Origin of the sequence: Pantoea sp. CS_6 (assembly GCF_041954745.1) — a bacterium.
GTDB lineage: Bacteria > Pseudomonadota > Gammaproteobacteria > Enterobacterales > Enterobacteriaceae > Pantoea > Pantoea stewartii.
Map to the genome: position 1 here is coordinate 209,897 of NZ_JAVAYG010000003.1, position 22,370 is coordinate 232,266.

Annotated in this window: 16 protein-coding genes; 6 read left to right on the forward strand and 10 right to left on the reverse strand. The window is 56.1% G+C overall.

Annotation, left to right across the window (positions count from 1 at the left end; all coding sequences use genetic code 11):
* Window positions 1-98: 98 nt before the first annotated feature.
* The 4 genes from idi to bglX all read right to left on the reverse strand — a co-directional run bounded on the left by idi (window position 99) and on the right by bglX (window position 6,454).
* A complete protein-coding gene (gene idi / locus RAC90_RS06200; RefSeq protein ID WP_033737707.1) occupies window positions 99-632 on the reverse strand; it encodes an isopentenyl-diphosphate Delta-isomerase in 534 nt (177 codons plus the stop codon).
* Window positions 633-779: 147 nt separating this feature from the next.
* The gene (locus RAC90_RS06205) at window positions 780-2,675 is read right to left on the reverse strand and encodes a methyl-accepting chemotaxis protein (RefSeq protein ID WP_375124163.1); all 1,896 of its coding nucleotides are present in this window, start codon (window positions 2,673-2,675) and stop codon (window positions 780-782) included.
* Between the two features lie 178 nt (window positions 2,676-2,853).
* Window positions 2,854-3,960: a suppressor of fused domain protein gene (locus tag RAC90_RS06210; protein ID WP_039341470.1), complete on the reverse strand. Its 1,107-nt coding sequence runs from the start codon at window positions 3,958-3,960 to the stop codon at window positions 2,854-2,856.
* A 196-nt stretch (window positions 3,961-4,156) separates the two neighbouring features.
* Entirely contained in the window at window positions 4,157-6,454 is a 2,298-nt protein-coding gene (gene bglX / locus RAC90_RS06215) for a beta-glucosidase BglX (RefSeq protein WP_033737709.1), read from the reverse strand.
* Window positions 6,455-6,605: 151 nt separating this feature from the next.
* On the opposite strand from bglX, the gene dld reads away from it, so the two are divergent.
* Entirely contained in the window at window positions 6,606-8,309 is a 1,704-nt protein-coding gene (gene dld / locus RAC90_RS06220) for a D-lactate dehydrogenase (RefSeq protein WP_375124119.1), read from the forward strand.
* 50 nt (window positions 8,310-8,359) lie between these two features.
* On the opposite strand, the gene RAC90_RS06225 is transcribed toward dld, so the two are convergent.
* From RAC90_RS06225 to RAC90_RS06235, 3 genes are all read right to left on the reverse strand, one after another.
* Complete coding sequence (locus RAC90_RS06225; RefSeq protein ID WP_033737711.1) at window positions 8,360-10,813, reverse strand: DUF3772 domain-containing protein; 2,454 nt, start codon at window positions 10,811-10,813, stop codon at window positions 8,360-8,362.
* Window positions 10,814-10,947: 134 nt separating this feature from the next.
* Window positions 10,948-11,895, reverse strand: coding sequence for a D-alanyl-D-alanine endopeptidase (pbpG, locus tag RAC90_RS06230; RefSeq protein WP_205952822.1), 948 nt, complete (start codon window positions 11,893-11,895; stop codon window positions 10,948-10,950).
* 175 nt (window positions 11,896-12,070) lie between these two features.
* Window positions 12,071-12,658, reverse strand: coding sequence for a Yip1 family protein (locus RAC90_RS06235; RefSeq protein ID WP_033737713.1), 588 nt, complete (start codon window positions 12,656-12,658; stop codon window positions 12,071-12,073).
* A gap of 206 nt (window positions 12,659-12,864) precedes the next feature.
* On the opposite strand from RAC90_RS06235, the gene RAC90_RS06240 reads away from it, so the two are divergent.
* Window positions 12,865-13,443 (forward strand): DedA family protein, encoded by a 579-nt coding sequence (locus RAC90_RS06240; protein ID WP_033737714.1) that lies wholly within the window; start codon window positions 12,865-12,867, stop codon window positions 13,441-13,443.
* Here RAC90_RS06240 and RAC90_RS06245 read toward each other — a convergent pair.
* A complete protein-coding gene (locus RAC90_RS06245; protein WP_324028697.1) occupies window positions 13,437-14,210 on the reverse strand; it encodes an SDR family oxidoreductase in 774 nt (257 codons plus the stop codon). The two genes, RAC90_RS06240 and RAC90_RS06245, sit on opposite strands and share 7 nt — an antisense overlap.
* 156 nt (window positions 14,211-14,366) lie before the next feature.
* Between RAC90_RS06245 and RAC90_RS06250 the strand changes: the two genes are divergently transcribed.
* The gene (locus RAC90_RS06250) at window positions 14,367-16,181 is read left to right on the forward strand and encodes a glycoside hydrolase family 15 protein (protein WP_375124120.1); all 1,815 of its coding nucleotides are present in this window, start codon (window positions 14,367-14,369) and stop codon (window positions 16,179-16,181) included.
* A 195-nt stretch (window positions 16,182-16,376) separates the two neighbouring features.
* A complete protein-coding gene (locus tag RAC90_RS06255) occupies window positions 16,377-17,516 on the forward strand; it encodes a L,D-transpeptidase family protein (protein WP_375124121.1) in 1,140 nt (379 codons plus the stop codon).
* A gap of 115 nt (window positions 17,517-17,631) precedes the next feature.
* On the opposite strand, the gene RAC90_RS06260 is transcribed toward RAC90_RS06255, so the two are convergent.
* Window positions 17,632-18,654, reverse strand: a complete 1,023-nt coding sequence (locus RAC90_RS06260; protein ID WP_033737718.1) for a transporter — start codon at window positions 18,652-18,654, stop codon at window positions 17,632-17,634.
* A 162-nt stretch (window positions 18,655-18,816) separates the two neighbouring features.
* On the opposite strand from RAC90_RS06260, the gene RAC90_RS06265 reads away from it, so the two are divergent.
* Both RAC90_RS06265 and ppk2 read left to right on the forward strand, forming a co-directional pair.
* The gene (locus tag RAC90_RS06265) at window positions 18,817-20,421 is read left to right on the forward strand and encodes an inorganic phosphate transporter (protein ID WP_375124122.1); all 1,605 of its coding nucleotides are present in this window, start codon (window positions 18,817-18,819) and stop codon (window positions 20,419-20,421) included.
* Between the two features lie 14 nt (window positions 20,422-20,435).
* A complete protein-coding gene (gene ppk2, locus RAC90_RS06270) occupies window positions 20,436-21,353 on the forward strand; it encodes a polyphosphate kinase 2 (protein ID WP_375124123.1) in 918 nt (305 codons plus the stop codon).
* 12 nt (window positions 21,354-21,365) lie between these two features.
* On the opposite strand, the gene dusC is transcribed toward ppk2, so the two are convergent.
* Window positions 21,366-22,370 carry a tRNA dihydrouridine(16) synthase DusC gene (dusC, locus tag RAC90_RS06275; RefSeq protein ID WP_052133227.1) on the reverse strand — a complete coding sequence of 335 codons (1,005 nt, stop codon included), beginning with the start codon at window positions 22,368-22,370 and terminating at the stop codon, window positions 21,366-21,368.

The window sequence follows — 22,370 nt, forward strand, 5'->3', positions numbered from 1 at the left end:
TTTTTATTCATTGCAATAAAAGCGTAGCCTGGCAACAGCGTTGCGCGATGGGTTTTGTGACGAAACCGGCCCTGACCACATCAGCCAGGGCGAGATCGTTATGCCGGGAAAGTGAAATGCTCAAGGTAGGCAGGAATACGCGGGAACGTATGAAGAAACCAGGGCGTAAACTGCTGCGGCTGCTGCTGCATTTGCCGGGCGATATCCTGCATCGAACGGTAGTCGAAAGCGTCGGCCTCCTGCGGATTAAGCTGGGGCAGCTCATCGCTGAGCGCAAAAAACACATGGCCGTATTCATGCTCTGTCAGACCATTACTCAGGGGCAGGTTGTAGCTCAGTTCGAAGATCGGCGTCAGCGACAAGGTCATGCCCATTTCTTCACGTAACCGACGTTCAGCCGCGTCTTTAGTCGACTCATGAGGATAAGGATGGCCGCAGCAGGTATTACTCCAGAGGCCGCCGCAATGGTATTTATCGCTGGCGCGACGCTGAAGCAGCAATTCCTGACGGGCGTTAAAAACATACACCGTCACGGCACGGTGCAGTAATCCTTTTTCATGTACTTCCAGCTTTTCCATTTTGCCAGTGGGGCGATCAAGATGGTCGACGAGGATGACTTCAATAGCAGACATGAGGATTCCTTGAATGTGTTCCTCATCATTCTGGCACAAGATCGGCGAGGTTGAGGGGATAAAATTGTGCTGTTTATGCACAAATCTGTCAGAGGGTGAAGCCGATCGGCAAAAATGTCGGGCCAGCGGAGGCTGGCCCGATGGGCGTTACAGTTTAAAGCTTTTCACAACCTGTTCCAGTTGCAGACTTTGCGCTTCCATCGCCTGGGCGGCTGAGGAGACTTCTTCAACCAGCACGGCGTTTTGCTGCGTGGTGCTGTCTAGCTGGTTGATGGCCACGTTGACCTGCTCAATGCCCATGCTCTGCTCACGGCTGGCCGCCATAATCTCGCTCATCAGCGTGGTCACGCTGCTGACGCCCTGCACCAGTTCGTCCATCGTCTGCCCGGCCTGCTCGACCAACTGGCTACCCGCATCGATATTGGCTACGGACTCTTCGATGAGTTTTTTGATCTCACGGGCGGAGTTAGCGGAACGTTGCGCCAGGTTACGGACTTCTGATGCCACCACGGCAAAGCCCCGGCCCTGTTCTCCGGCACGCGCCGCTTCAACGGCGGCGTTCAGCGCCAGGATATTGGTCTGGAAGGCAATGCTGTCGATCACGCTAATGATATCCACGACTTTACGTGAAGAGTGATGGATTTCACCCATGGTGCTGACGACCTGCCGAACCACCTCTGTGCCACGTGCCGCCACCTGTGACGCCTCACCGGCCAGCTGGTTCGCATGTGTGGCGTTATCGGCGTTCTGACGCACGGTGCCGGTCAGCTGTTCCATTGAGGCCGCGGTCTCAACAATCGAGCTGGCCTGATCTTCCGTCCGTGACGACAGATTCGTATTACCGCTGGCAATTTCACGTGATGCGGCTGAAATGGCCAGTGCGCTGCTGCCAACCTGCTGCATTAACCCTTGCAGGTAGCTGATAAAATTATTGAAGCTCTGTGCCACCGTGTTGAATTCCGGGCTGTTGCTGGCCGGCAGGCGCTGGGTCAAATCCGCACCGCCTGTCGACAAGGCTTCAATATTTTGATTCAGCATTCTCAGACGCTTCATCATCGCGCGGACAAAGCCTAACAGCACCAGTAACAGAATAACTGCCAGCGGGATCTGTACCAGGCCCAGACGCATCAGCATGTTGTGGGACTGTGCTTTCAGGAGGCTGCTCGGAACGCTACTGGCCAGATACCACGGGCTGCCCGGAATAGCCTGTAAAAACAGCGTCTGTTCACCGTCATGACTATTGTAAGTGGTTTCTGTCGGCTGGGTGCCTGCGTGAGCCAGCAGGGTTTTCAATGGCCCAGCCATTGGATTCTGCAGATCGCTCAGGTTCTCAAGTTTCGGCGTACCGTTCGCCAGCGCTGCGTTGCCGACCACTTTGCCGTCAGACTCAACGATCAGTACGTCTCCATGAATCGCCTCGCCCATTTTTTTAGCCAGTTGGTTGAAAAAACCCAACGTAACGTCGATGGTTGAGACGCCCCAGATGGAACCGTCGCGGTAGATGGCCATCGCACAGTTGGTACGCGGCTGTGGGCTGGCGGCATCCTGATAAGCCTTAGCCCAGGCGCACTGCCCTTTTGGTGCAGCCATCCCGTCTTTGTACCAGGGCTGCTCCCAGTACTTGTCAGCCGCCTCAGAGTTCCAGTAGGTATTCACCTGCAGCTTATTGCTGGCATCACGCGCGAAAAAGCTGCTGTCTCTCTCTTTTCCGGCTTCGCGACGATTAGGTAAGGGCCAGATACCGCCGCCAAAGACGTTGCTGTCCTGATACTGGTTGACCAGCGCCGGTAATAAGGTGTCGATCGCCGCGCTGTCGATGACGGCCGCAGCCTCGGTGATGGCGCGTTGCTGCGCCTGCACACGGTTCATTTGCTCAACAATGCCGGTAGCCAGTGAATCCACCTGATAACGAATCAGGCGGCTTTCATTTTCCACCAGTTGAGGCGCAACAAACTGATTAATTACCCAGATAGTGACCAACATTAACGAAACAAAGAAGCCGATAAGTGTTGCGGTGAAGCGGGATTGCGTGGTCTTTAACATCATTGTTCCCCTGACCTTTTGTGGCGCCATTGCCTGATCCGGGTTAACGGCACAGCAAAGGGGAACTTGAGTAGACTAGATCACAAATTTAACAAGTCATTTAACAATAAAGATATTTAATTGCGCCAGGTGCGTAACTTTCTTACCCCTGGCGGCAGGCGGCACCCGATTGCGCGGCTTATCCCGCCTCGACGACCTGCTCGCGTGGCCGGAAAATATGGGTATTTCCGCCAGCGGAAAGGCGTTCACGCAGTTGTTGCCCGCCCTGGGGTTCAGCCTGAGCAAACTGACGCTCCGCTTCGGTTACCGGCGTGGCCCACAGTAACGTTGGCCTGTCGCCATCGCGCCTCGGCAGGACAAACTGCGCGCTTTCCGGTGCCAGCTCGTTGGCTAACAGATAGCTTTCAAATCCCACAGGAGCCACTTCCGAAGCCAGCGTATGGCCTTCGCCGAGCCAGGTGAGGCGCGCCCATGGTAAATGCACAAATTCTGCCAGCGCACTGGCCATTTGCACCGCATTGCTCTCCGTCATCACCTCGCCATCAACAGCCATCCCCAGCTCTGCCCGGCGATAGTGCGGTGCCAGTTCATCAAACAGAAAATCCACCTGCGGCATGGGACGAATACTCATCCCCAGCGTCAGAAAATACCAGATGCCGTTGTGATAATGCTGCGACAGCGCCATTGGCGGCCAGTTGCCTTGATCGATCGCGTAGTATTTTACCGACTCGCCAAACTGTGCCTGATAACAGGTCATCAGATCCTGCTGTACCTTGTCCCATTCGCTGCCGTCATGCCATTCACGCCAGAACTGCCGTTGCTGTTCGGCCAGGGCGTAATAATGGTTAGTGGACGCCGAACCCAGGGGTGCGGTCAGCCGGTTCTTTTTAATACAGCCTGCAGAAAAACTGACCTGCTTATCCTGATAAAGACTCCAGCCCGGGATCACGGCAAGAAGCTGACCGTAGTACCAGAGTGCTGCGCCCGCGTCGCCCGGTTCCCAGAGTATTTGCAGCCCGGCCGGATCCAGCGGCGGCTCCGCTTCCAGGTTACGACAGTATTCGGCACTTAACAGGGGGGCAATGCCCTGCGCCATCGCCTGGTGATCGTCCTCAACCGGCGCGGGCAGGAGGTTACGTAACCAGCAGCCCCGCACCGCAAACTGGCTACGAAACAGGTCAGTGGGCCAGATATAGAAATAAGCAGTACGCGCATCCTGTTCGACAATGGCCGTCAGGGTGCGCTGCTGATTGTGAGCTTCGGCAATCAGTGTTTGGTACGTCATAGCGCCTCATTCGTGCTTGAGGAATCCATTTTCCCCGAGGATAGAGCAGGATCATGCCTGTCGCCATGTCAGACAAGGGTAAAACTCTCAAAGTGGGGAGGTCCGGGCAGGATGGCTGAAGCAGAAACGGGATGCGCTTCCCCGGAACGGGGAAGCGTTAATCAGCACGAACCGGACGCGCGGTTCGTGCCGGGGCTTACTGATAGGTAAACTGGGCGTTCTGGGTGCGTACTGAGTCCAGACCAATCATGACGTTAAATTTGCCCGGTTCAGCAACGTGTTTCATCTGCTGATTCCAGAATTTCAGTGCATCAACGTCAATCCTGAAGGTCACTTTCTGCGACTCCCCGGCTTTAAGCATGATCCGTTTGAACCCGTGCAGCTCTTTTACCGGCCGGCTCATGCTGGCTACCGGATCGTTCAGGTACAGCTGGACGACCGTGGCCCCGTCAACTTTACCGCTGTTTGTTACGGTCACGCTGGCTTCAACACTGCCGTTGTGCGGCATGGTTTCAGCGGACAGCGTCACCGGCGACACGGTAAACGTGGTATAGCTCAGGCCGTAACCAAACGGATAGAGCGGGCCATTTTCCGCATCGTAATAATGGGACGTGTACTTGTTTGGCTTGGCAAAGTTATAAGGCCGGCCGGTCGGCAGATGGTTGTAATAGATGGGAATTTGTCCCACGGAACGCGGGAAGGACATCGGCAGCTTGCCGGACGGGTTGTAATCGCCAAACAGCACATCCGCAATGGCATTGCCCCCTTCTGTCCCGCTGAACCAGGTTTCCAGCATGGCATCGGCCATACGATCTTCGTTGACCAGCGCCAATGGACGACCGTTCATCAGTACGATGACCAGCGGCTTGCCTGTTGCCTTCAGCGCAGCCAGTAATTTTTGCTGCGCAGGTGGAATCATCAGATCGCTACGGCTGGACGCTTCGTGCGCCATGCCCTGCGCTTCCCCCACGGCGGCCACGACGACATCTGCCTGTTTTGCCTTCTCTACCGCCTCATCGATCATGGCCTGTGCGGAGCGCGGATCGACGACGATGGCAGGTTCATACATATTCAGGAAGTCCTGAATACCTTTGTTGTCTGACACGTTGGATCCTTTGGCATACAGCAGCGTCGCTTTACCCTGCGTCGCATTTTGCATCCCCTGCAACAGCGAAACAGACTGTTTCGCGACACCTGCCGCTGACCAGCTGCCCATGATATCGCGCTGGCTGTCTGCCAGCGGCCCGATCAAGGCAATGGTGCCGGATTTTTTCAGCGGTAACGTATTCAGGCGGTTTTTCAGCAGCACCATACTTTTGCGTGCCACATCCCGGGCTTCGGGACGATGCAGGCGGCTTTCCGCATTGGTGTCCTGGGGATCGCTCTCTTTCGGCCCCAGATGACTATAGGGATCGTTAAACAGCCCCATGTCGTATTTCACGTTAAGCACGTGGCGCGCCGCATCGTCGATTTCCGCCCGACTGACGATGCCGCGTTTCACCAGGTCCGGTAAGTATTTGCTGTAATATTCATCGCTCATACTCATATCGACACCGGATTTGAGGGCAATACGCACCGCATCCTGAGGATCGCTCGCCACGCCATGTTTAATCAACTCTTTGATCGCACCGTGGTCGCTGATGGTGATCCCTTTAAATTTCCAGTCACGACGCAGCAGATCTTTCAGCAGCCAGCTGTCGGCCGTGGCGGGCACACCATTAATGGAGTTGAGTGCCACCATGACGCCGCCGCTGCCGGCATCCAGAGAGGCTTTATACGGCGGCAGATAGTCCTGGAACATGCGTTGCGGACTCATGTCCACGGTGTTGTAATCCCGTCCGCCTTCAACCGCGCCGTACAGCGCAAAGTGCTTAACGCTGGTCATAATGTTGTAGCGGTCTGCCGGGCTTTTGCCCTGCATCGCTTTCACCATGGTGCGTCCCATTTCGGACGTTAAATAGGTGTCCTCGCCGAAGCCTTCGGACACGCGTCCCCAGCGCGGCTCCCGGCTGACGTCAACCATCGGCGCCCAGGTCATATTTAACCCATCGTCTGCCGCTTCATAAGCTGAAATGCGCCCAACCTCTTTAACGGCATCCAGATCCCAGCTGGAGGCTAACGCCAGCGGAATCGGGAAAATCGTCCGCTGACCGTGCACGACGTCATAGGCGAAAAACAGCGGAATTTTCAGCCGGCTGAGCTGCATCACCTGATCCTGCATCGCCCGGATATCCGGGCGCGTAACTGTATTAAAAATCGCGCCCACCTGCCCCTTGTGAATCATCTCACGCACGGCTTCTTTTGGCGTATCCGGTCCCACGCTAATTAAACGCAACTGGCCAATTTTCTCATCCAGCGTCATCTTTTTAAGCAGATTATTGACGTAGGCATCACGCGCCTTTTCGGTCATCGGATGCTGAACGGTGGGCTCCCCGGCCAGTGCAGGTTGCAGCGCAAGGGAAACAGCGAGGCTAACAGCGCAAATCCATTTCATCGGGTTGGGTTCTCTTAAGTAACTGCGCAATATCGACTAAATGCAGGATGGCATCATCAGAGCATAGCATGTCGCCTGCGGCTATCACACTGCGCCCGACGCAACTGACGTGCTACAGTAAGGACGCATGCATACGACAAGGGAATTGCCCATGATGACATCGTCTGTCCTGATTGCCGATCTGCGCCGTCTGGTTGGCACAAGTAACGTTCTGACTGAGGCCGCGCACACGGCTCGCTATCGTAAAGGCTTTCGTTCTGGTGAAGGCGAGGCGCTGGCCGTGGTGTTTCCGGCTACGCTGCTGGAGCTGTGGCGCGTACTACAAACGCTGGTCGCTGCGGATGCAATCATTTTGATGCAGGCGGCCAATACCGGCCTGACCGAAGGCTCGACGCCGCAGGGCGACGACTACGATCGTCCGTTGGTGATTATCAGCACACTGAAGCTGGATAAGCTACAGCTCATTGATAAGGGCCGACAGGTCCTGGCCTTTCCGGGCAGTACCCTGTATCAACTGGAAAAGATCCTGAAGCCGCTGGGCCGTGAGCCGCACTCGGTGATTGGATCTTCCTGTATTGGTGCGTCGGTGCTGGGTGGCATCTGTAATAACTCTGGCGGCTCGCTGATCAAACGCGGCCCGGCCTACAGTGAAATGGCGCTGTTTGCTCAGATTGATGCCCAGGGGCGACTGAAGCTGGTCAATCATCTGGGCATTGACCTGGGCACCTCGCCGGAAGAGATTCTGGGACGTCTGGATGACGATCGCTGGCAGCCGGACGATGTCCTGCATGATGGCCGTCACGCGTCCGATCATGATTATGCTGACCGCGTGCGCGATGTGAATGCCGATACGCCCGCCCGTTTTAACGCGGATGCCCGTCGTCTGTTTGAAGCGTCCGGCTGCGCAGGCAAGCTGGCGGTTTTCGCGGTACGCCTGGACACATTTGAGCAGGAACCGCAGCAGCAGGTGTTCTATATTGGCACTAACGATGCCGCCGTGCTCAGCGACCTGCGCTGCCATATGCTGGCCCATTTTAAAAACCTGCCCGTTGCCGCGGAATATATGCACCGGGATATCTACGATATCGCCGAAGTGTACGGCAAAGATACATTCCTGATGATTGACAAGCTGGGCACCGACAAGATTCCCCTGTTTTTTACGCTTAAAGGTCGGGTTGACGGCTGGCTTAATAAACTGTCTTTCATAAAACCGCATCTGACTGACCGGCTGCTGCAACGGCTGAGTCGCCTGTTTCCGGCGCATCTGCCGAAACGCATGAAACAGTATCGCGATAAATACCAGCATCATTTAATGCTGAAAATGTCGGGTGACGGCGTCGAAGAGGCGCGCAACTACCTGCGGGAGTTTTTCCGTGAAGGTGGCGGAGAGTTTTTTGAGTGCGAAGGCAAAGAAGGCGCGCACGCTTTCCTGCACCGCTTTGCCGCTGCCGGTGCGGCAGTGCGTTATCACGCCGTTCACGCCACAGAGGTGGAAGATATTCTGGCGCTGGATATTGCGCTGCGCCGCAATGACAGAGACTGGTTCGAAACCCTGCCTGCCGGGATAACGCAGTCACTAAGTCATCAGCTGTATTACGGCCATTTTTTCTGCCATGTCTTCCATCAGGACTACATCGTTAAAAAAGGGGTGGATGTCCATGCCCTGAAAGCGCAAATGCTGGCGATTCTGAAGACGCGCGGCGCGGAGTATCCGGCAGAGCATAACGTCGGCCATCTCTATCAGGCCCAGCCGCAGTTGGCCGCGTTCTATCGTCAGCTCGATCCGACCAACAGCTTTAACCCCGGTATTGGCAAAACCAGTAAGCTGAAAGGCTGGGCGGTCAGGCAGCCCTGACGCCTCAAAAGGCCATGAAAAAACAGGCAGCCATAGGGCTGCCTGTTTCATTAACGCGGTTGCTCTGTGACCGTTACGTCATCGCTGACATCCGAGGCCAGCAGCTGGCGACGTTCGATAATCATGGTCTGCGGCGTCGACAGGACGATCCCTTCTTTACGTAATCGCGTCAGAATATCAAACAGCAGATCGCTTTTTGCGCCTGCAATCTGGCGCTGGCTGGCCACGTTACCGGTTACGCTGAGTACTATGCCCTGCGCGGTAAGATCTTTAAACGACACTGACGGTTCCGGCGTCTCCAGAATGCGCTCATTCTCTTCATACACCTTAAGCAGAATTTCACGTACCTGCACGGGGTCAATATTGAGCGGGAACGTCAGGGTAATCGTCACCACGCCCTGCGCGTTACCCATGGTCGCGTTACGGACGTTCTGAGAAATAAACTGCGAGTTAGGCACGATCACCGTAGATTTATCGCCCAGCTGAATTTCCGTCGCACGCACATTGATGCGACGAATATCCCCTTCCACGCCGCTGATCGTCACCAGATCGCCCACTTTCACCGGGCGCTCAGTCAGCAGAATCAGACCCGAAATAAAGTTCTTAACGATCTCCTGTAAGCCGAAACCGATACCGACGGATAATGCACTGACGATCCAGGCCAGCTTGTTCCATTGCAGCCCCATAATCGACAGGGTCAGCAGGATAATCAGCACATAGCCCACGTTACTGAACAGCGTCACCAGGGACACCCGCATCCCGCTGTCCATGGTGGTTTTGGGCAGGAAGTCGTTGTCCAGCCAGCGCCGCACTGAACGCAAGACGTAAATCCCGACAATCAGGCACAGCAATGCATTAACCAGGTGCGCCGGAACGATATTCAGCGACTCCAGGCCTTTACCGCCCCAGAATTCGATGGCTTTCTGCAACAACTCAATCGGCGTGGACGAGGCAAAGGTGCCGTTGAGCAGCGCCAGCGCCACAAACAGCACCAGGAACGTTTTACCTATCGCCGCCAGAATGGTAGCCACCTGCTGCAGATGACGTTCATCAATGTTCAGTGAACTCTGGATGCGTTTACCTGTCGTGTTACTGATCGAGAACAGACTCTCACAGCCGTCGTTGACCAGATGACTGAGAATATAAAATGAGCCAAACAAAATGCCGCACCACACCAGCTCATAGCTGAGAAAACGCGCCAGCGTGACGTAGCCGATCACCAGCGAGGCCAGGATGGTCAGCGCGGTGATCGTCAGCGCCATCTGAATCAATCCAACCAGGGTAGAACGCGCTTCCGGCGGCGTACCCGACTGCGCCAGGCGACGACGAACGCGCTTGGTGCGCATGCTGATCGCCAGTGCCGTAGTGCCGATAAGTAATGCCGTCAGGCCGTTGGCAAAAATACTGGTATTCAGGCTGGTGCCGACGGTGTAGTTAAAGGACTCGACCATCTGAAAGATAAACACCAGCAGGGCCGTAATCGGCGGGAACGGTTTAAGCGCGATGGCGACTTCGTTCGAAATCGTCGGCAGACGCCAGCTGGGGCGACGCGTGGATAAAAAGGCACGGCCCAGCCCGGCAATCAGGCCGCAGTAGACGCTGAGTTCGACCAGACGGTAAATAAAGTCCTGCACATCGCTGGAGACTTCATCGCGGCGCGTAAAGGCCTGCGAAATAAAGACGAAGGTCAGGACAACGGCCGCCAGGCTGGTCAGCGCCACGGCAGTTGCCAGAAAACTACGGCGCAAACGCCCTTCAGGCAATTTATTGATACTGACCCAGGCCAGGAACTCTTCACCATAGCGACGGCCGAGCGTCATCACCAGCACCGCGGCCAGCAACCAGCCAACCGTGCCAATGCGCCAGCCCGGCTCCCAGGAGAGTGCGGCCGTGTCTTTCAGCTCATTGAGAAAATCGCCAATTTTTTCCGCGTCCAGATCCTGACTACTTAACACGGGCGCCCAGAAGCGCGGCCCCAGAATACTGCCTGAATTCAGGGCGAGTTTATTTTTTAGCTGGTCGCGGCGCAGATTGACGATTTGTGAGGAGAGCATCAGTGCACTGTTTTTAATGCCTTCCGCCTGCTTGATTTGATCGTCAAGCTTGCTCTTCTGACTTTCCAGCGCGCTGCGTTTGCGCGTCACGTCCGGTGTCTCTTTGACGCCGCTTTCCGGTTTGGGTGCCGGACCGAGCACGGCCAGCTGCGCTTCCAGTTGTTGACGATCGGGCTGTAACGCCTGCGCAAGCGTATCCGTATTGCCTGATAACTCCAGCGCCATCTCATTCAGACGACTGAGCTTATTTTCGTCGCTTTCAACGGAGACCTGGCTTTTAATTTTATCGAGGATCTTCTGCATTTTCGGCAGCTCGACAGAGGCATCCACCTTGGGTTTGTCGTCGGTTTGCTGCGTGGCTTGCGTCGCATCGTCGGCAAAACTCAGCGCGGGTGCGAGCGTCATCAACGCGAAAAAAATCAGAACACTAAATGAACGTAACTTGAGCATATCAATGAGATTCCGGCACAGTAATCAGGCGAATCACCCTCGCCATTTGCGGGTAGTTTAGATTTTCGTCTGCCATGAAACTATAGGAATACAGGTCAATCTCAGCCGGGGAAACGTAGCGCCCCGGCAGAGGATTACTCTACAGCGGCCCCACTGGCTGCGTTGCTGGCAACCTCATCCGCTTTTTGTTTTTTATAGGCCAGTGCAGCCGCCGGAACCGGCGCAGCCTTGCCGGTTTCCAGCCAGTCGCGCAGACGATTCGCATCGGCGAAATGGGTATATTTGCCAAACGCATCGAGTACCACCAGCGCGACCGGGCGGTTCTTAATCATCGTCCGCATGACCAGACAGTGCCCCGCCTGATCGGTGTAACCCGTTTTCGTTAACTGGATATGCCAGCCATTTTTATACACCAAGTGATTGGTATTGCGGAACGGCAGCGCATAACTCGGATGGGCAAACACGGCGGTTTCTTCTTTGGTCGTGCTGAGCTCACCCAGAAGCGGATATTCACGCGTCGCTTTCAGCAGCTTCACCAGATCCTGGGCGCTGGACACGTTTTTGATGGAGAGACCCGTGGGTTCAACGTAATGCGTGTGCATCATGCCGAGCGCGCGCGCCTTGGCATTCATTGCCCGGATAAAAGCATCGTACCCGCCCGGATAAGCGTGGGCCAGACTGGCTGCCGCGCGGTTTTCCGAGGACATCAGCGCCAGCATCAGCATACTGCGGCGACTAATTTCGCTGTTCAGTTTGACGCGCGAAAACACACCACGCATCTCGGGGGTCTGGCTGATATCGACCTTCACCATCTCGTTCATCGGCTGGTGCGCATCCAGTACCACCATGGCCGTCATTAACTTCGTGATGGACGCGATGGGGCGCACCCGATCCGGGTGACTGGAGAACAGGACTTTACCATTGGTCAGATCGACAATCAGGGCGCTCCCTGAGGCGATTTGCGGCTGAGCAATCGGGGCCATCTGCGACAACGTGGTGGTCGCCTGTGCTGGAAGGGTAACAACCTGCCCGGAAACGAGCAGCGCCAGCGACAACAGTGAAAAGCGAATTTTTGCAGGCATCGTGGAAAAAAGACCCGGTTAAGATTGTGCGCTGTGTAAACACAGGCCGCCAACGCCTGAACAGGCAGAGCGCGGGCTGGCCGCAGCATCATACGCTGAAGTCAGGGAATTTTCCTGGTGAGATTGTTTCTGAGCGTTAAAAAAAGGTTGCCGCCCTGTAGGCGGCAACGGCAGGTTAAAACAGACGCGGGCCATAGCCCCATAACACCACGGTCAGAGCCAGTAGCACTTCGAAGACCAGCACACCAATAGCCAGTGTTGAACTGGAAAAACGCAGACTTTCGTCACGGTCGATATTCAGAAACAGCGGAATGCCGACATACAGCAGATACCCGGTATACAGGAGCGCCAGCGCTGCCGCCAGCACACATAGCCAGACCAGCGGATAAAGCGCGACAAGGCCGCTCAAAAACAGGGGCGTAGCGACATAGCCCGCAAATACGGTGCAGCGCCCCATGCTGGGACGATGGGGATAGTCACGCGCCATCCAGTGAATCACCCGCCCCATAACGGCGACGCCGCCCAGGATCACCAGATAGAACAGAATCCCCAGGCCCAACGCCGTCAGCAAATTAAGCTGCACATATTGCCCTTCTCCCAGGTTCCAGCCTGACTGAGTGGTGCCAATCATGGCGCAGATCACCGGCACAGCGGCCATCAGCAGCACGTGGTGAGTGTAATGGTGCGAAACCGTTTCGTTCTCTTGCTTGATAGTGCGCATTTCCTGGTTCGGATGCGCTAACAAACCCCAGACATGGTTCATACGCTTACTCCTCTGACCGATTGGGCCACCCGATCTGTTAACATTTCCACAAGGGGGCAGCAGTCATTTGAGTATAATCGGCAGGATAATTTCTGGGGCCTCTGCGCAAAAAAACGGCGAAAAAGATCGCTTACGGGGTCTTAATCCGCTGTCCTGGCAAATCGGGTATAGACTGAAAGAAAAATCTTCACACAGGGAGTTCAGCCTTGCATTTGGATATCAATGGGTTAATTACGCAGTACGGCTATCTTGCGCTGTTTATTGGCTGTATTGCCGAGGGCGAAACGTTTTTGCTGCTGGGCGGGGTTGCCGCTCACGAAGGGCTACTGCACTACAGTGGCGTCGTACTGGCGGCGATGGCGGGCGGCGTGGTGGGCGATCAGATGCTCTACTGGATTGGCCGGCGTTTTGGTACCCGCATTTTGCGACGCTTTAAAAAACATCAGGATAAAGTGGTGAAGGCGAACCGCCTGATTAAGCGTCGTCCCAGCCTGTTCGTGATTGGCGCACGTTTTATGTATGGCTTTCGTATTATTGGGCCGATCATTATTGGCGCAAGCCGCCTGAAGCCGCTGAAGTTTTTTCTCCTCAACGTCACCGGGGCGGCTGTCTGGGCACTGCTGTTTGTTACGCTCGGCTATTTTGCAGGCGGCATTATCGCCCCCTGGCTGCACAAACTCGACCAACACTTTAAACACCTGCTATGGCTGGGCGCGGCGGTGGTCTTTGCGTTTGTGCTGCGCTGGGCGATTCGCCGCTGGAATCATCACCGGGCCGATCAGTAGCCTTTAAACTGCGGGTTGGCCAGCATAAAGCCGCCGTCGATAATAAACGACTGACCGGTGGTATAGGTCGCCCACTCGGAACTCAGCCAGGCTACCATACTGGCAATTTCGTGCGTATCGCCAGGGCGGCCGGCAGGAATTTCCGGCATTTTTACGTTATGCGCATCCGCGTCGGACATCTTGTTCATCGGCGTCGCAATCGCCCCCGGGGCGACCGCATTGACCAGAATATTGTGGGGCAGCAGACTCAGCGCCATCGATTTGGTCAGGCCGCCTGCCGCATGTTTTGCCGCGGTGTAGGCCACTGAGCCCGGCAGGGGCGTATGCTCGTGCACAGAGGTGATGTTGATGATGCGTCCGCCCTGCCCTTGTTTGATCATGTTACGTGCCGCCACCTGCCCACAGATAAAGACGCCATCGGCATCCACGCTGAAGGTTTTACGCCAGTCTTCCCAGGTCACGTCCATAAAGTCGGCTTTAAAATTTGCCCCGGCATTGTTGACCAGCACATCGATACGGCCCAGTTTGTCGATCAACTGCTGCAACACCTTGCCGCCTTCTGGCGGATCGGCCAGATCGAGCTGAATCGTCTCTGCCCGTTGTCCGGTCTCTTCTACCCGACGGGCGGTCCGCTGTGCGCCTTCCTCGTCTGAACGCCAGGTGATGCCAATATCAAAGCCCTGTTCGGCTAACATCTCAGCACAACGGCTGCCGATGCCCGAATCCGATGCGGTCACAATGGCCACTTTTCGTTGGGGTGCTGTCATAACGGTCTCCTCTGGAAGTGTATGAAAAGTATATACCGGGCTGAAAATTGTGCCGGACGCGGACAACGGGCTCGCCAGGTTAACGATCTGTGCCCGAACGAAGCGGTATGCAGGTACCTGGCTATAGTTAAGTCAGACACTGACAGGGAGAACGCGATGAGTAAGGTTAAACGCAAGATTGACGATCATGGTGTCATAGGTGATCTCCGCACCTGTGCACTGGTCGCAAACGATGGCACGATCGACTATCTCTGCTGGCCGGAGCTGGACAGCCCGTCGGTGTTTTCGGCCTTACTGGACAGTGACGAAGCGGGCCTGTTTTCAATCGCACCCGAGTGGCAAAACGCCCGTCGGCAACAAATTTACCTGCCGGATACCAATATTCTGCAAACGCGCTGGCTGGCTGAAGAAGGCGTGGCCGAAATTACTGACTACATGCCCATCTGCGATCGTCAGGACAAACTGCCACGCATTATCCGCCGGGTGAAAATGGTGCGGGGTCAGGCCCGGTTTAACATGGTCTGTTCGCCTCGCCATGATTACGCCCGCGCGGAAACCCGCGCCGAGATTCAGCGCGGTTGTATCGATTTTCATGCGACGGATCAGCCCTCGCTTCGGCTGGCCGCCACGGTCGTGATGACCCTGGAAGGTAATAGCGCCACCGCCAGTTTCGAGTTAAAAGCGGGCGAACACGCCGAATTTGAATTCGGCAGCGTAAATGACGCACACGTTGAAAAACTGGCGACCGCGAACTGTTTCGAAGAGACGCTGAGCTACTGGCGTGAGTGGAGTTGCCACAGCACCTATCGTGGCCGCTGGCAGGAAATGGTCCAGCGCTCAGCGTTGGTGCTGAAGCTGCTGACTTCCTGGCAGCACGGCTCCATTGCCGCCGCCGCAACCTTTGGCCTGCCGGAGGAGCTGGGGGGCGAACGTAACTGGGATTACCGTGCCTCCTGGATACGCGATGCGTCCTTCAGCATGTACGCGCTGATGCGCCTGGGCTACGTGGATGAGGCCAAGCACTTCACCGAATGGGTTGGTCGCTGTGTGGAAAACAGCCATCATGACGAGATGCGTTTACAGGTGATGTATCGCCTGGACAGCAGCACGGAACTGCAGGAAATGTCGCTGCTCAACCTGTCCGGCTATGCCGATTCCTGCCCGGTCAGGATAGGCAACGATGCCTGGCAACAGAAACAACTGGATATCTATGGCGAACTGATGGACGCCATTTACCTTGCCAATAAATATGGTGAAGCCATCTCTCAACGGGGCTGGAACCATGTCTCAGAGATGCTGGATTGGCTCTGTGATAACTGGCATCAGCCGGATGCGGGCATCTGGGAAATGCGCGGTGAACCGGAGCACTTCCTGCACTCCCGTTTGATGTGCTGGGTGGCCATGGATCGCGGGCTGCGTCTTGGCATGAAACGTTCCCTGCCAATGCCTTATGAACGGTGGGACCGTATCCGGCGCAAGATTCGCGATGATATCTGGAAAAACTTCTGGAACAGCGAACGCGGCCATTTTGTTTCGACCCGCCATGGCGACTACCTGGATGCCTCCATGCTGCTGATGCCGCTGGTGCGTTTTGTCGGCGCAACCGATCCTGACTGGATTGCCACGCTGGATGCCATCAAGGCGAATCTGGTCAGCGATGGGATGGTGCGCCGCTATAACATCCATGAAACCCCGGCGGACGGGCTCACCGGCGGAGAAGGTTCATTTGGTGCCTGCTCGTTCTGGTACGTCGAATGTCTGGCACGTGCCGGACGCGTACGCGAAGCCCATTTTGAGTTCGAGAAATTACTGAGCTACGCTAATCCGTTGGGGTTATATGCCGAAGAGTTCGACAGCCACGGCCAGGCACTAGGCAATATGCCGCAGGCGCTGACGCATCTCGCCCTGATTAGCGCCGCCTTTTTCCTGAACCGCAAGCTAAACGGAGATGTCACGTTATGGCAGCCGTAGAGGGCGGTTTTCGCCCAAAATGTTAATGAACAAAGGCGGATAACGCAGGTAAGTCAGGTAAAGTATTTCGATGCGGTAAAAATCCTGATTCACAACATCAGTTTAATGAACATATAATGCGCAGCAGGTCATAGTGACCAGCATGGGTTCGATACATTGACAAGCCTGAAACATGGCGATAAAGACTTGTAAAATATGAAAAAAAGCATTCGCGCGTTCGCTTCACTTGCATTGGCTTTGGCGGCATTCAGTCAGTCAGCCCTTGCGGTTGTTTATCCCTTACCGCCGGCGAACAGCCGTCTGACCGGGCAAAACATTGAGATTACGATTCCTCAGGACAGTAAACTGCCTCTGGAAGCTTTTGCAGCACAGTTCCAGATGGGCCTCAGCAATATGCTGGAAGCCAATCCGGGTGTTGACGTTTATCTGCCTAAGCCTGGCAGCAAACTGATTATCCCTCAGCAGTTACTCCTGCCTGACGCCCCGCGTGAAGGCATCGTGATTAACAGTGCTGAAATGCGTCTTTATTACTACCCGAAAGGCACGAAAACCGTAGTCGTTCTGCCTATCGGTATTGGTGAGCTGGGTAAAGATACGCCGCTGAACTGGACCACAACCGTCCAACGTAAAAAAGATGGCCCGACCTGGACGCCCACCAAAGCGATGCACGCTGAATATGCATCACGTGGCGAAAATCTGCCGGCTGTGTTCCCGGCAGGCCCGGATAACCCAATGGGGCTGTATGCGCTCTACATTGGGCGTCTGTACGCCATTCACGGCACCAACGCCAACTTTGGTATCGGCCTGCGCGTCAGCCACGGCTGTGTCCGCCTGCGTGCCGATGATATCAAATGGCTGTTCGATCACGTGCCAGTTGGCACGCGCGTGCAGTTTATCAACCAGCCGGTGAAAGCGTCTGTTGAGCCAGACGGTTCACGCTGGATGGAAGTGCATAATCCGCTGTCAACCACGGAAGAGCAGTTTAACTCTCGTGAACTGGTGCCGATTACGCTGACTCAGGCGGTTGGCAAAGTACTGGTAGACGGTAGCGTGAATCAGTCTCAGGTTGATAAGGCCATCCAGAACCGCTCTGGTATGCCTGTACAGGTTAATGCGCCAGAAAACAGCGTGGCCCCTGCGCCTGTTCCCTTCAACGAAGGTGAAGATGCTGAGCCGAAAGAAGAGCCCATGACGCCAGTGATGTCGCAGCCTGCTAACCCGGTCGCGGTCCAGTCAGAGCCCTCGCCGCAACAGGCTCAACCTGTGCAGCCTTCGCAGCCGCAGCCAGAGCAACCACAGCAGTCGCAACCTGCCCAGCCACAGCCGGCGCAGTAACATTCGCCTGTTACGGGCCAGCCATTCAGGCCCGGTCGTCAGGTCAGTGAAAAGCCAGCGTTGGCGATAGCCACGCTGGCTTTTTTATTGGTCACGGGCTCCACTGTCAACACCACTATCTGGACGGACGGCGAAAACTCAGCCAGCCGGCCAGCAGCGTGAAGGCCAGGACGATCAGAACCAGCAGTAAAAACCCGTGCGGGTTCGACGCCAGCGGAATGCCGCCCACGTTCATGCCAAAAAATCCCGCCACAATGTTAATCGGCAGCGCAAGCACCGTAATCACGGTCAGCAGATAAAGTGTCCGGTTGCTCTGCTCCATCAACCGTGCTGCAATTTCCTCCTGCAGCAGACGGATGCGCTCCATCAGGCTGGCCAGGTCGTTCAGCACCACGCTAAATTCTTCCGTGAACGCCCGCAGCTCGCGGAGCGTGTCGCGGTTGAGCCAGGCGGGTGGGCGGTTAAGCAACCGGAACAGCGCCGCCGGTTCGGGTGCCAGCAGGCGCTGAATACGCAGCAGCATGCGCCGGTAATGCCCCAGCTCACTGCGGTTGGCCTTGATTGCCGGACTTAATAAACGCTCTTCAATGTTATCGACTACCTGGCTGATGCGACGCACCACCAGTTCCAGCTGCAACTCCTGTTCACCGAGCAGGTAAAGTAACAGGGCCTCCGCACTGGGAAAATTATGCTTCGCCAGCCCCTGCTGCATCTTTTCGATCATCACTGACGAGCGATAACGTGCGCTCACGACCAGATTATGACGGCACCAGATCCACAGGGTCGCATTTTGCGTACTGCGATTTTCCTGGCTCAGCGTGACGTCGTTCAGTACCGCCAGCAGGGCATTGCTTTGTTCCGCTAACCGGGTGCGCGGCGAGGCGGAATGGATCTCGTCAAAAAAATCATCATCAACCTGAAAGTGGCCCTGCACCCAGTGCTGTGCCCGCGCGTGATTCAGATTGATATGTAACCAGAGAAAGCCTTCTTCAGGAGGGTGTTCACCGAGTTTTACCGCTTCACGGGCATTCAGGCGTTGAGGGAGGGCATCAGGAGAAAAGCGATAACCATGGATGAGTCCGGCCACATCATCATCAAAATCACGTTTTTGTGGGGTGAGAACAACGTCTGTCGCCATGGCAATCCTGTCAGCATCATCAATTAAGATCCACAGCCTGCTGAAGTTTTGTTACAGCAAAATGACCTGTGCCGCCTGGATCATTTTTTTGTCATAAAAAGCGGGTATCACACAGCGTTAACCAGATGTAACTCCGCATCTGCATCCGCTAAGAGGTACGGCATGAGCGAAAACAGTTTATCCTCTTCAGGCACGACGCAGGGACGTCCCGATTTCAACGGCAAAGGCAGCCGCGCAACCAAAACGGCTTTTTATGTCCTGTTAATAGCCGGTCTGGCCTTTGCCGGATTTAATCTGTTTCACGATGTGGAAAAAACTAACACGCCCGTCACCAGTTATGTGCCTTTCTTTCTGCTCGGCCTGGCGCTGCTGATTGCGCTGGGCTTTGAATTCGTTAACGGGTTTCACGATACCGCCAACGCGGTCGCTACGGTGATCTACACGCATTCGCTGACGCCCGGTGCGGCCGTCGTCTGGTCAGGGCTGTGCAACTTTCTTGGCGTGATGCTTTCCAGCGGCGTGGTCGCGTTTGGCATTATTTCGCTTCTGCCCGTCGAACTCATCCTGCAGGCCAGCAGCGGCAACGGCTTTGCCATGATTTACGCCCTGCTGTTCTCGGCGATTATCTGGAATCTGGGCACCTGGTACTTTGGCCTGCCCTCGTCGTCGTCACATACTTTAATTGGCTCGATTATTGGCGTGGGTGTGGCGAATGCGATGCTGCATGGTCGCAGTGGCCTGAGTGGCGTTGACTGGGATCAGGCGCTGAAGGTCGGCTATGCCTTACTGCTCTCGCCCGTCGTGGGCTTCGTCTGCGCCGCCCTGCTGCTGTGGGCCATGAAGCTGTTGATTCGTAACCGCCAGTTGTACAAAGCCCCGCACAGCAACGAGCCGCCGCCGGTCTGGATTCGTGGCCTGCTGATTCTGACCTGCACCGGCGTCTCCTTTGCTCACGGGTCGAATGACGGGCAGAAAGGGATGGGACTCATCATGCTGATCCTGGTCGGCACCATGCCCATCGCCTATGCACTGAACCGTTCACTTCCGCCCGAGCAAATCCCGCGCGTTGCCGCACTGAGTGACGTGACGGCGCGCCAGTTACTGCATATTCAACCGGCCGCCACGCCCGCCCCGGATTCACGCAATGTGTTGACGGCCTTTGTCAGCACTGACACGGTCAATCCGAACGTCTTGCCCGCGCTTGGCATGACGTTACGGGATATCAGCGACCAGATTCGCCGCTACGGCTCGATGGACAATATTCCGGCCCAGTCCGTGACCAACACCCGCAATCAAATGTACCTGGCCGCAGAATCGATCAAGCACCTGCAAACCGCCCATGTCTCGCTCCCCGATGAGACGGCACGTAACCTGAAGGCGGTGAAAACAGAGCTGGACAGCGCCACACGCTTTATTCCGATGTGGGTGAAGGTGGTGGTGGCAATCGCGTTGGGGCTGGGCACCATGGTGGGCTGGCGACGTATTGTGGTCACCGTGGGTGAGCGCATCGGCAAAACCCATCTGACCTATGCGCAAGGGGCCAGCGCCGAACTGGTGGCGATGGCGACCATCGGCGCGGCCGATGCCTTTGGTCTGCCGGTCTCCACGACGCATGTGCTCTCATCAGGCGTGGCGGGCACCATGGCGGCGAACCGCTCTGGCCTGCAGATGTCCACCCTGCGCAATCTTGCCGTCGCCTGGATATTGACGCTGCCGGTCTCGATTTTACTTTCTGCCCTGCTCTACGGGCTGTTCATTCATATCTGACCAGGTGAATTGTCATGGCAACACACGACAACAGTTTCAATCGCGACGCTTTTAATCAGCGTTTAATGCAGGAGTTCTATGACAGCTACGACGAAGAGCTGGAGCTGGAGCTGGACGATCTGCGCTTTAGCGAGGCCGCGCCCACGGGCAGCGATGAAAAAGCCTGGCGCCGTCGTTATTTTCGCGAGCTGCTGCAGTTGCAGGGCGAGCTGGTGAAGCTACAGGACTGGATAATGCGCACCGGCCATCGGCTGGTCATTCTGTTTGAGGGCCGCGATGCGGCCGGTAAAGGAGGCGTGATTAAGCGCATTACGCAACGCCTTAATCCGCGCACCTGCCGGGTGGCTGCGCTGCCCGCGCCCAACGATCGTGAAAAAACCCAGTGGTACTTTCAGCGTTATATCGCGCATCTGCCCGCCGCGGGCGAGATGGTGCTGTTTGACCGCAGCTGGTACAACCGGGCAGGCGTGGAGCGCGTCATGGGATTTTGCAGTGATGCCGACGTGGCGGAGTTTTATCGCAGCGTGCCCGAGTTTGAAAAAATGCTGACCCGCAGCGGGATTCAAATCATTAAGTACTGGTTTTCGATCACGGACGAGGAGCAGGAGCTGCGCTTCATGAGCCGTATCCACGATCCCCTCAAGCAGTGGAAGCTCAGCCCAATGGATCTGGAAAGCCGCCGCCGTTGGGAAGATTACACGGAAGCAAAAGAAGAGATGCTGAGCCGCACCCATATTCAGGAAGCCCCCTGGTGGGTTGTTCAGGGCGTAGACAAGAAACGGGCGCGCCTTAACTGCATCAGCCACCTTTTGCAGCAGGTGCCTTATGAAGCCGCCCCACACGACGAAATCATTCTGCCGCCGCGTGAACGCTCACAGGACTACCACCGCAACGAGGTGCCGGAAAATATGATCGTGCCAGAAAAGTATTGATCGCGTGCGCGGCTAAGCGCCGCGCTGTCCCGCTCTCACTTCCGGTGAGGCTGAAGAGAACTGACAGGTCTGCCGCTGTAATGCCGCATAGCGGTCAATCGCCGTAGCAATATCGGCTGAGGTTTTTAAGGCGCGAATCTCAGCGAACAGCTCACCCGCTTCGACGTAGGCTTTACGCAAATAGCCCAGCCACTGTTTGATACGTGCAACATGGTACATGCCCGTATCACCCTGTTTTTCAAGCCGGGTATATTGTTGCAGGAGCACCACCACCTCCGGCCAGGCCATGGGCGCATCATTGTATTTGACGACCCGGCTCAGGTTAGGCACGTTAAGCGCACCACGCCCAATCATCACCGCATCACAGCCTGTGATTCGCAGACAATCCTGGGCGCTTTGCCAGTCCCAGATTTCGCCATTCGCGATAACCGGAATAGACAGTCGCCGACGAATCTCGCCAATCGCCTGCCAGTTAATAGCCTCAGCACGGTAGCCGTCTTCTTTGGTACGGCCGTGCACGACCAGTTCGCTGGCACCGGCCTGCGCTACCGCATCCGCAATTTCCATGCTGCGGGCGCTGGAATCCCAGCCCAGGCGCACCTTAACCGTAACGGGCAAGGAGTCAGGTACGGCTGCCCGCATGGCTTTGGCCGCGCGGTAGATTAAGTCGGGATCTTTTAACAGCGTCGCCCCACCGCCGCTGCCGTTGACCAGCTTCGACGGGCAACCGCAGTTCAGATCCACGCCCCACGAGCCCAGCTCAACCGCGCGGGCCGCGTTTTCCGCCAGCCACTCGGGATGCTGCCCCAGCAGTTGCAGACGAACCAGCGTACCCGACGGCGTCCGGCTGGCATGATGCAGTTCGGGACAAAGGCGATAAAAGGATTTTACCGGCAGCAGTTGGTCGACGACGCGCAAAAATTCCGTGATGCACAAATCGTAGTCGTTGACGTCCGTCAACAGCTGGCGCACCAGAGAATCCAGTACGCCCTCCATGGGTGCCAGTAAAACCCGCAT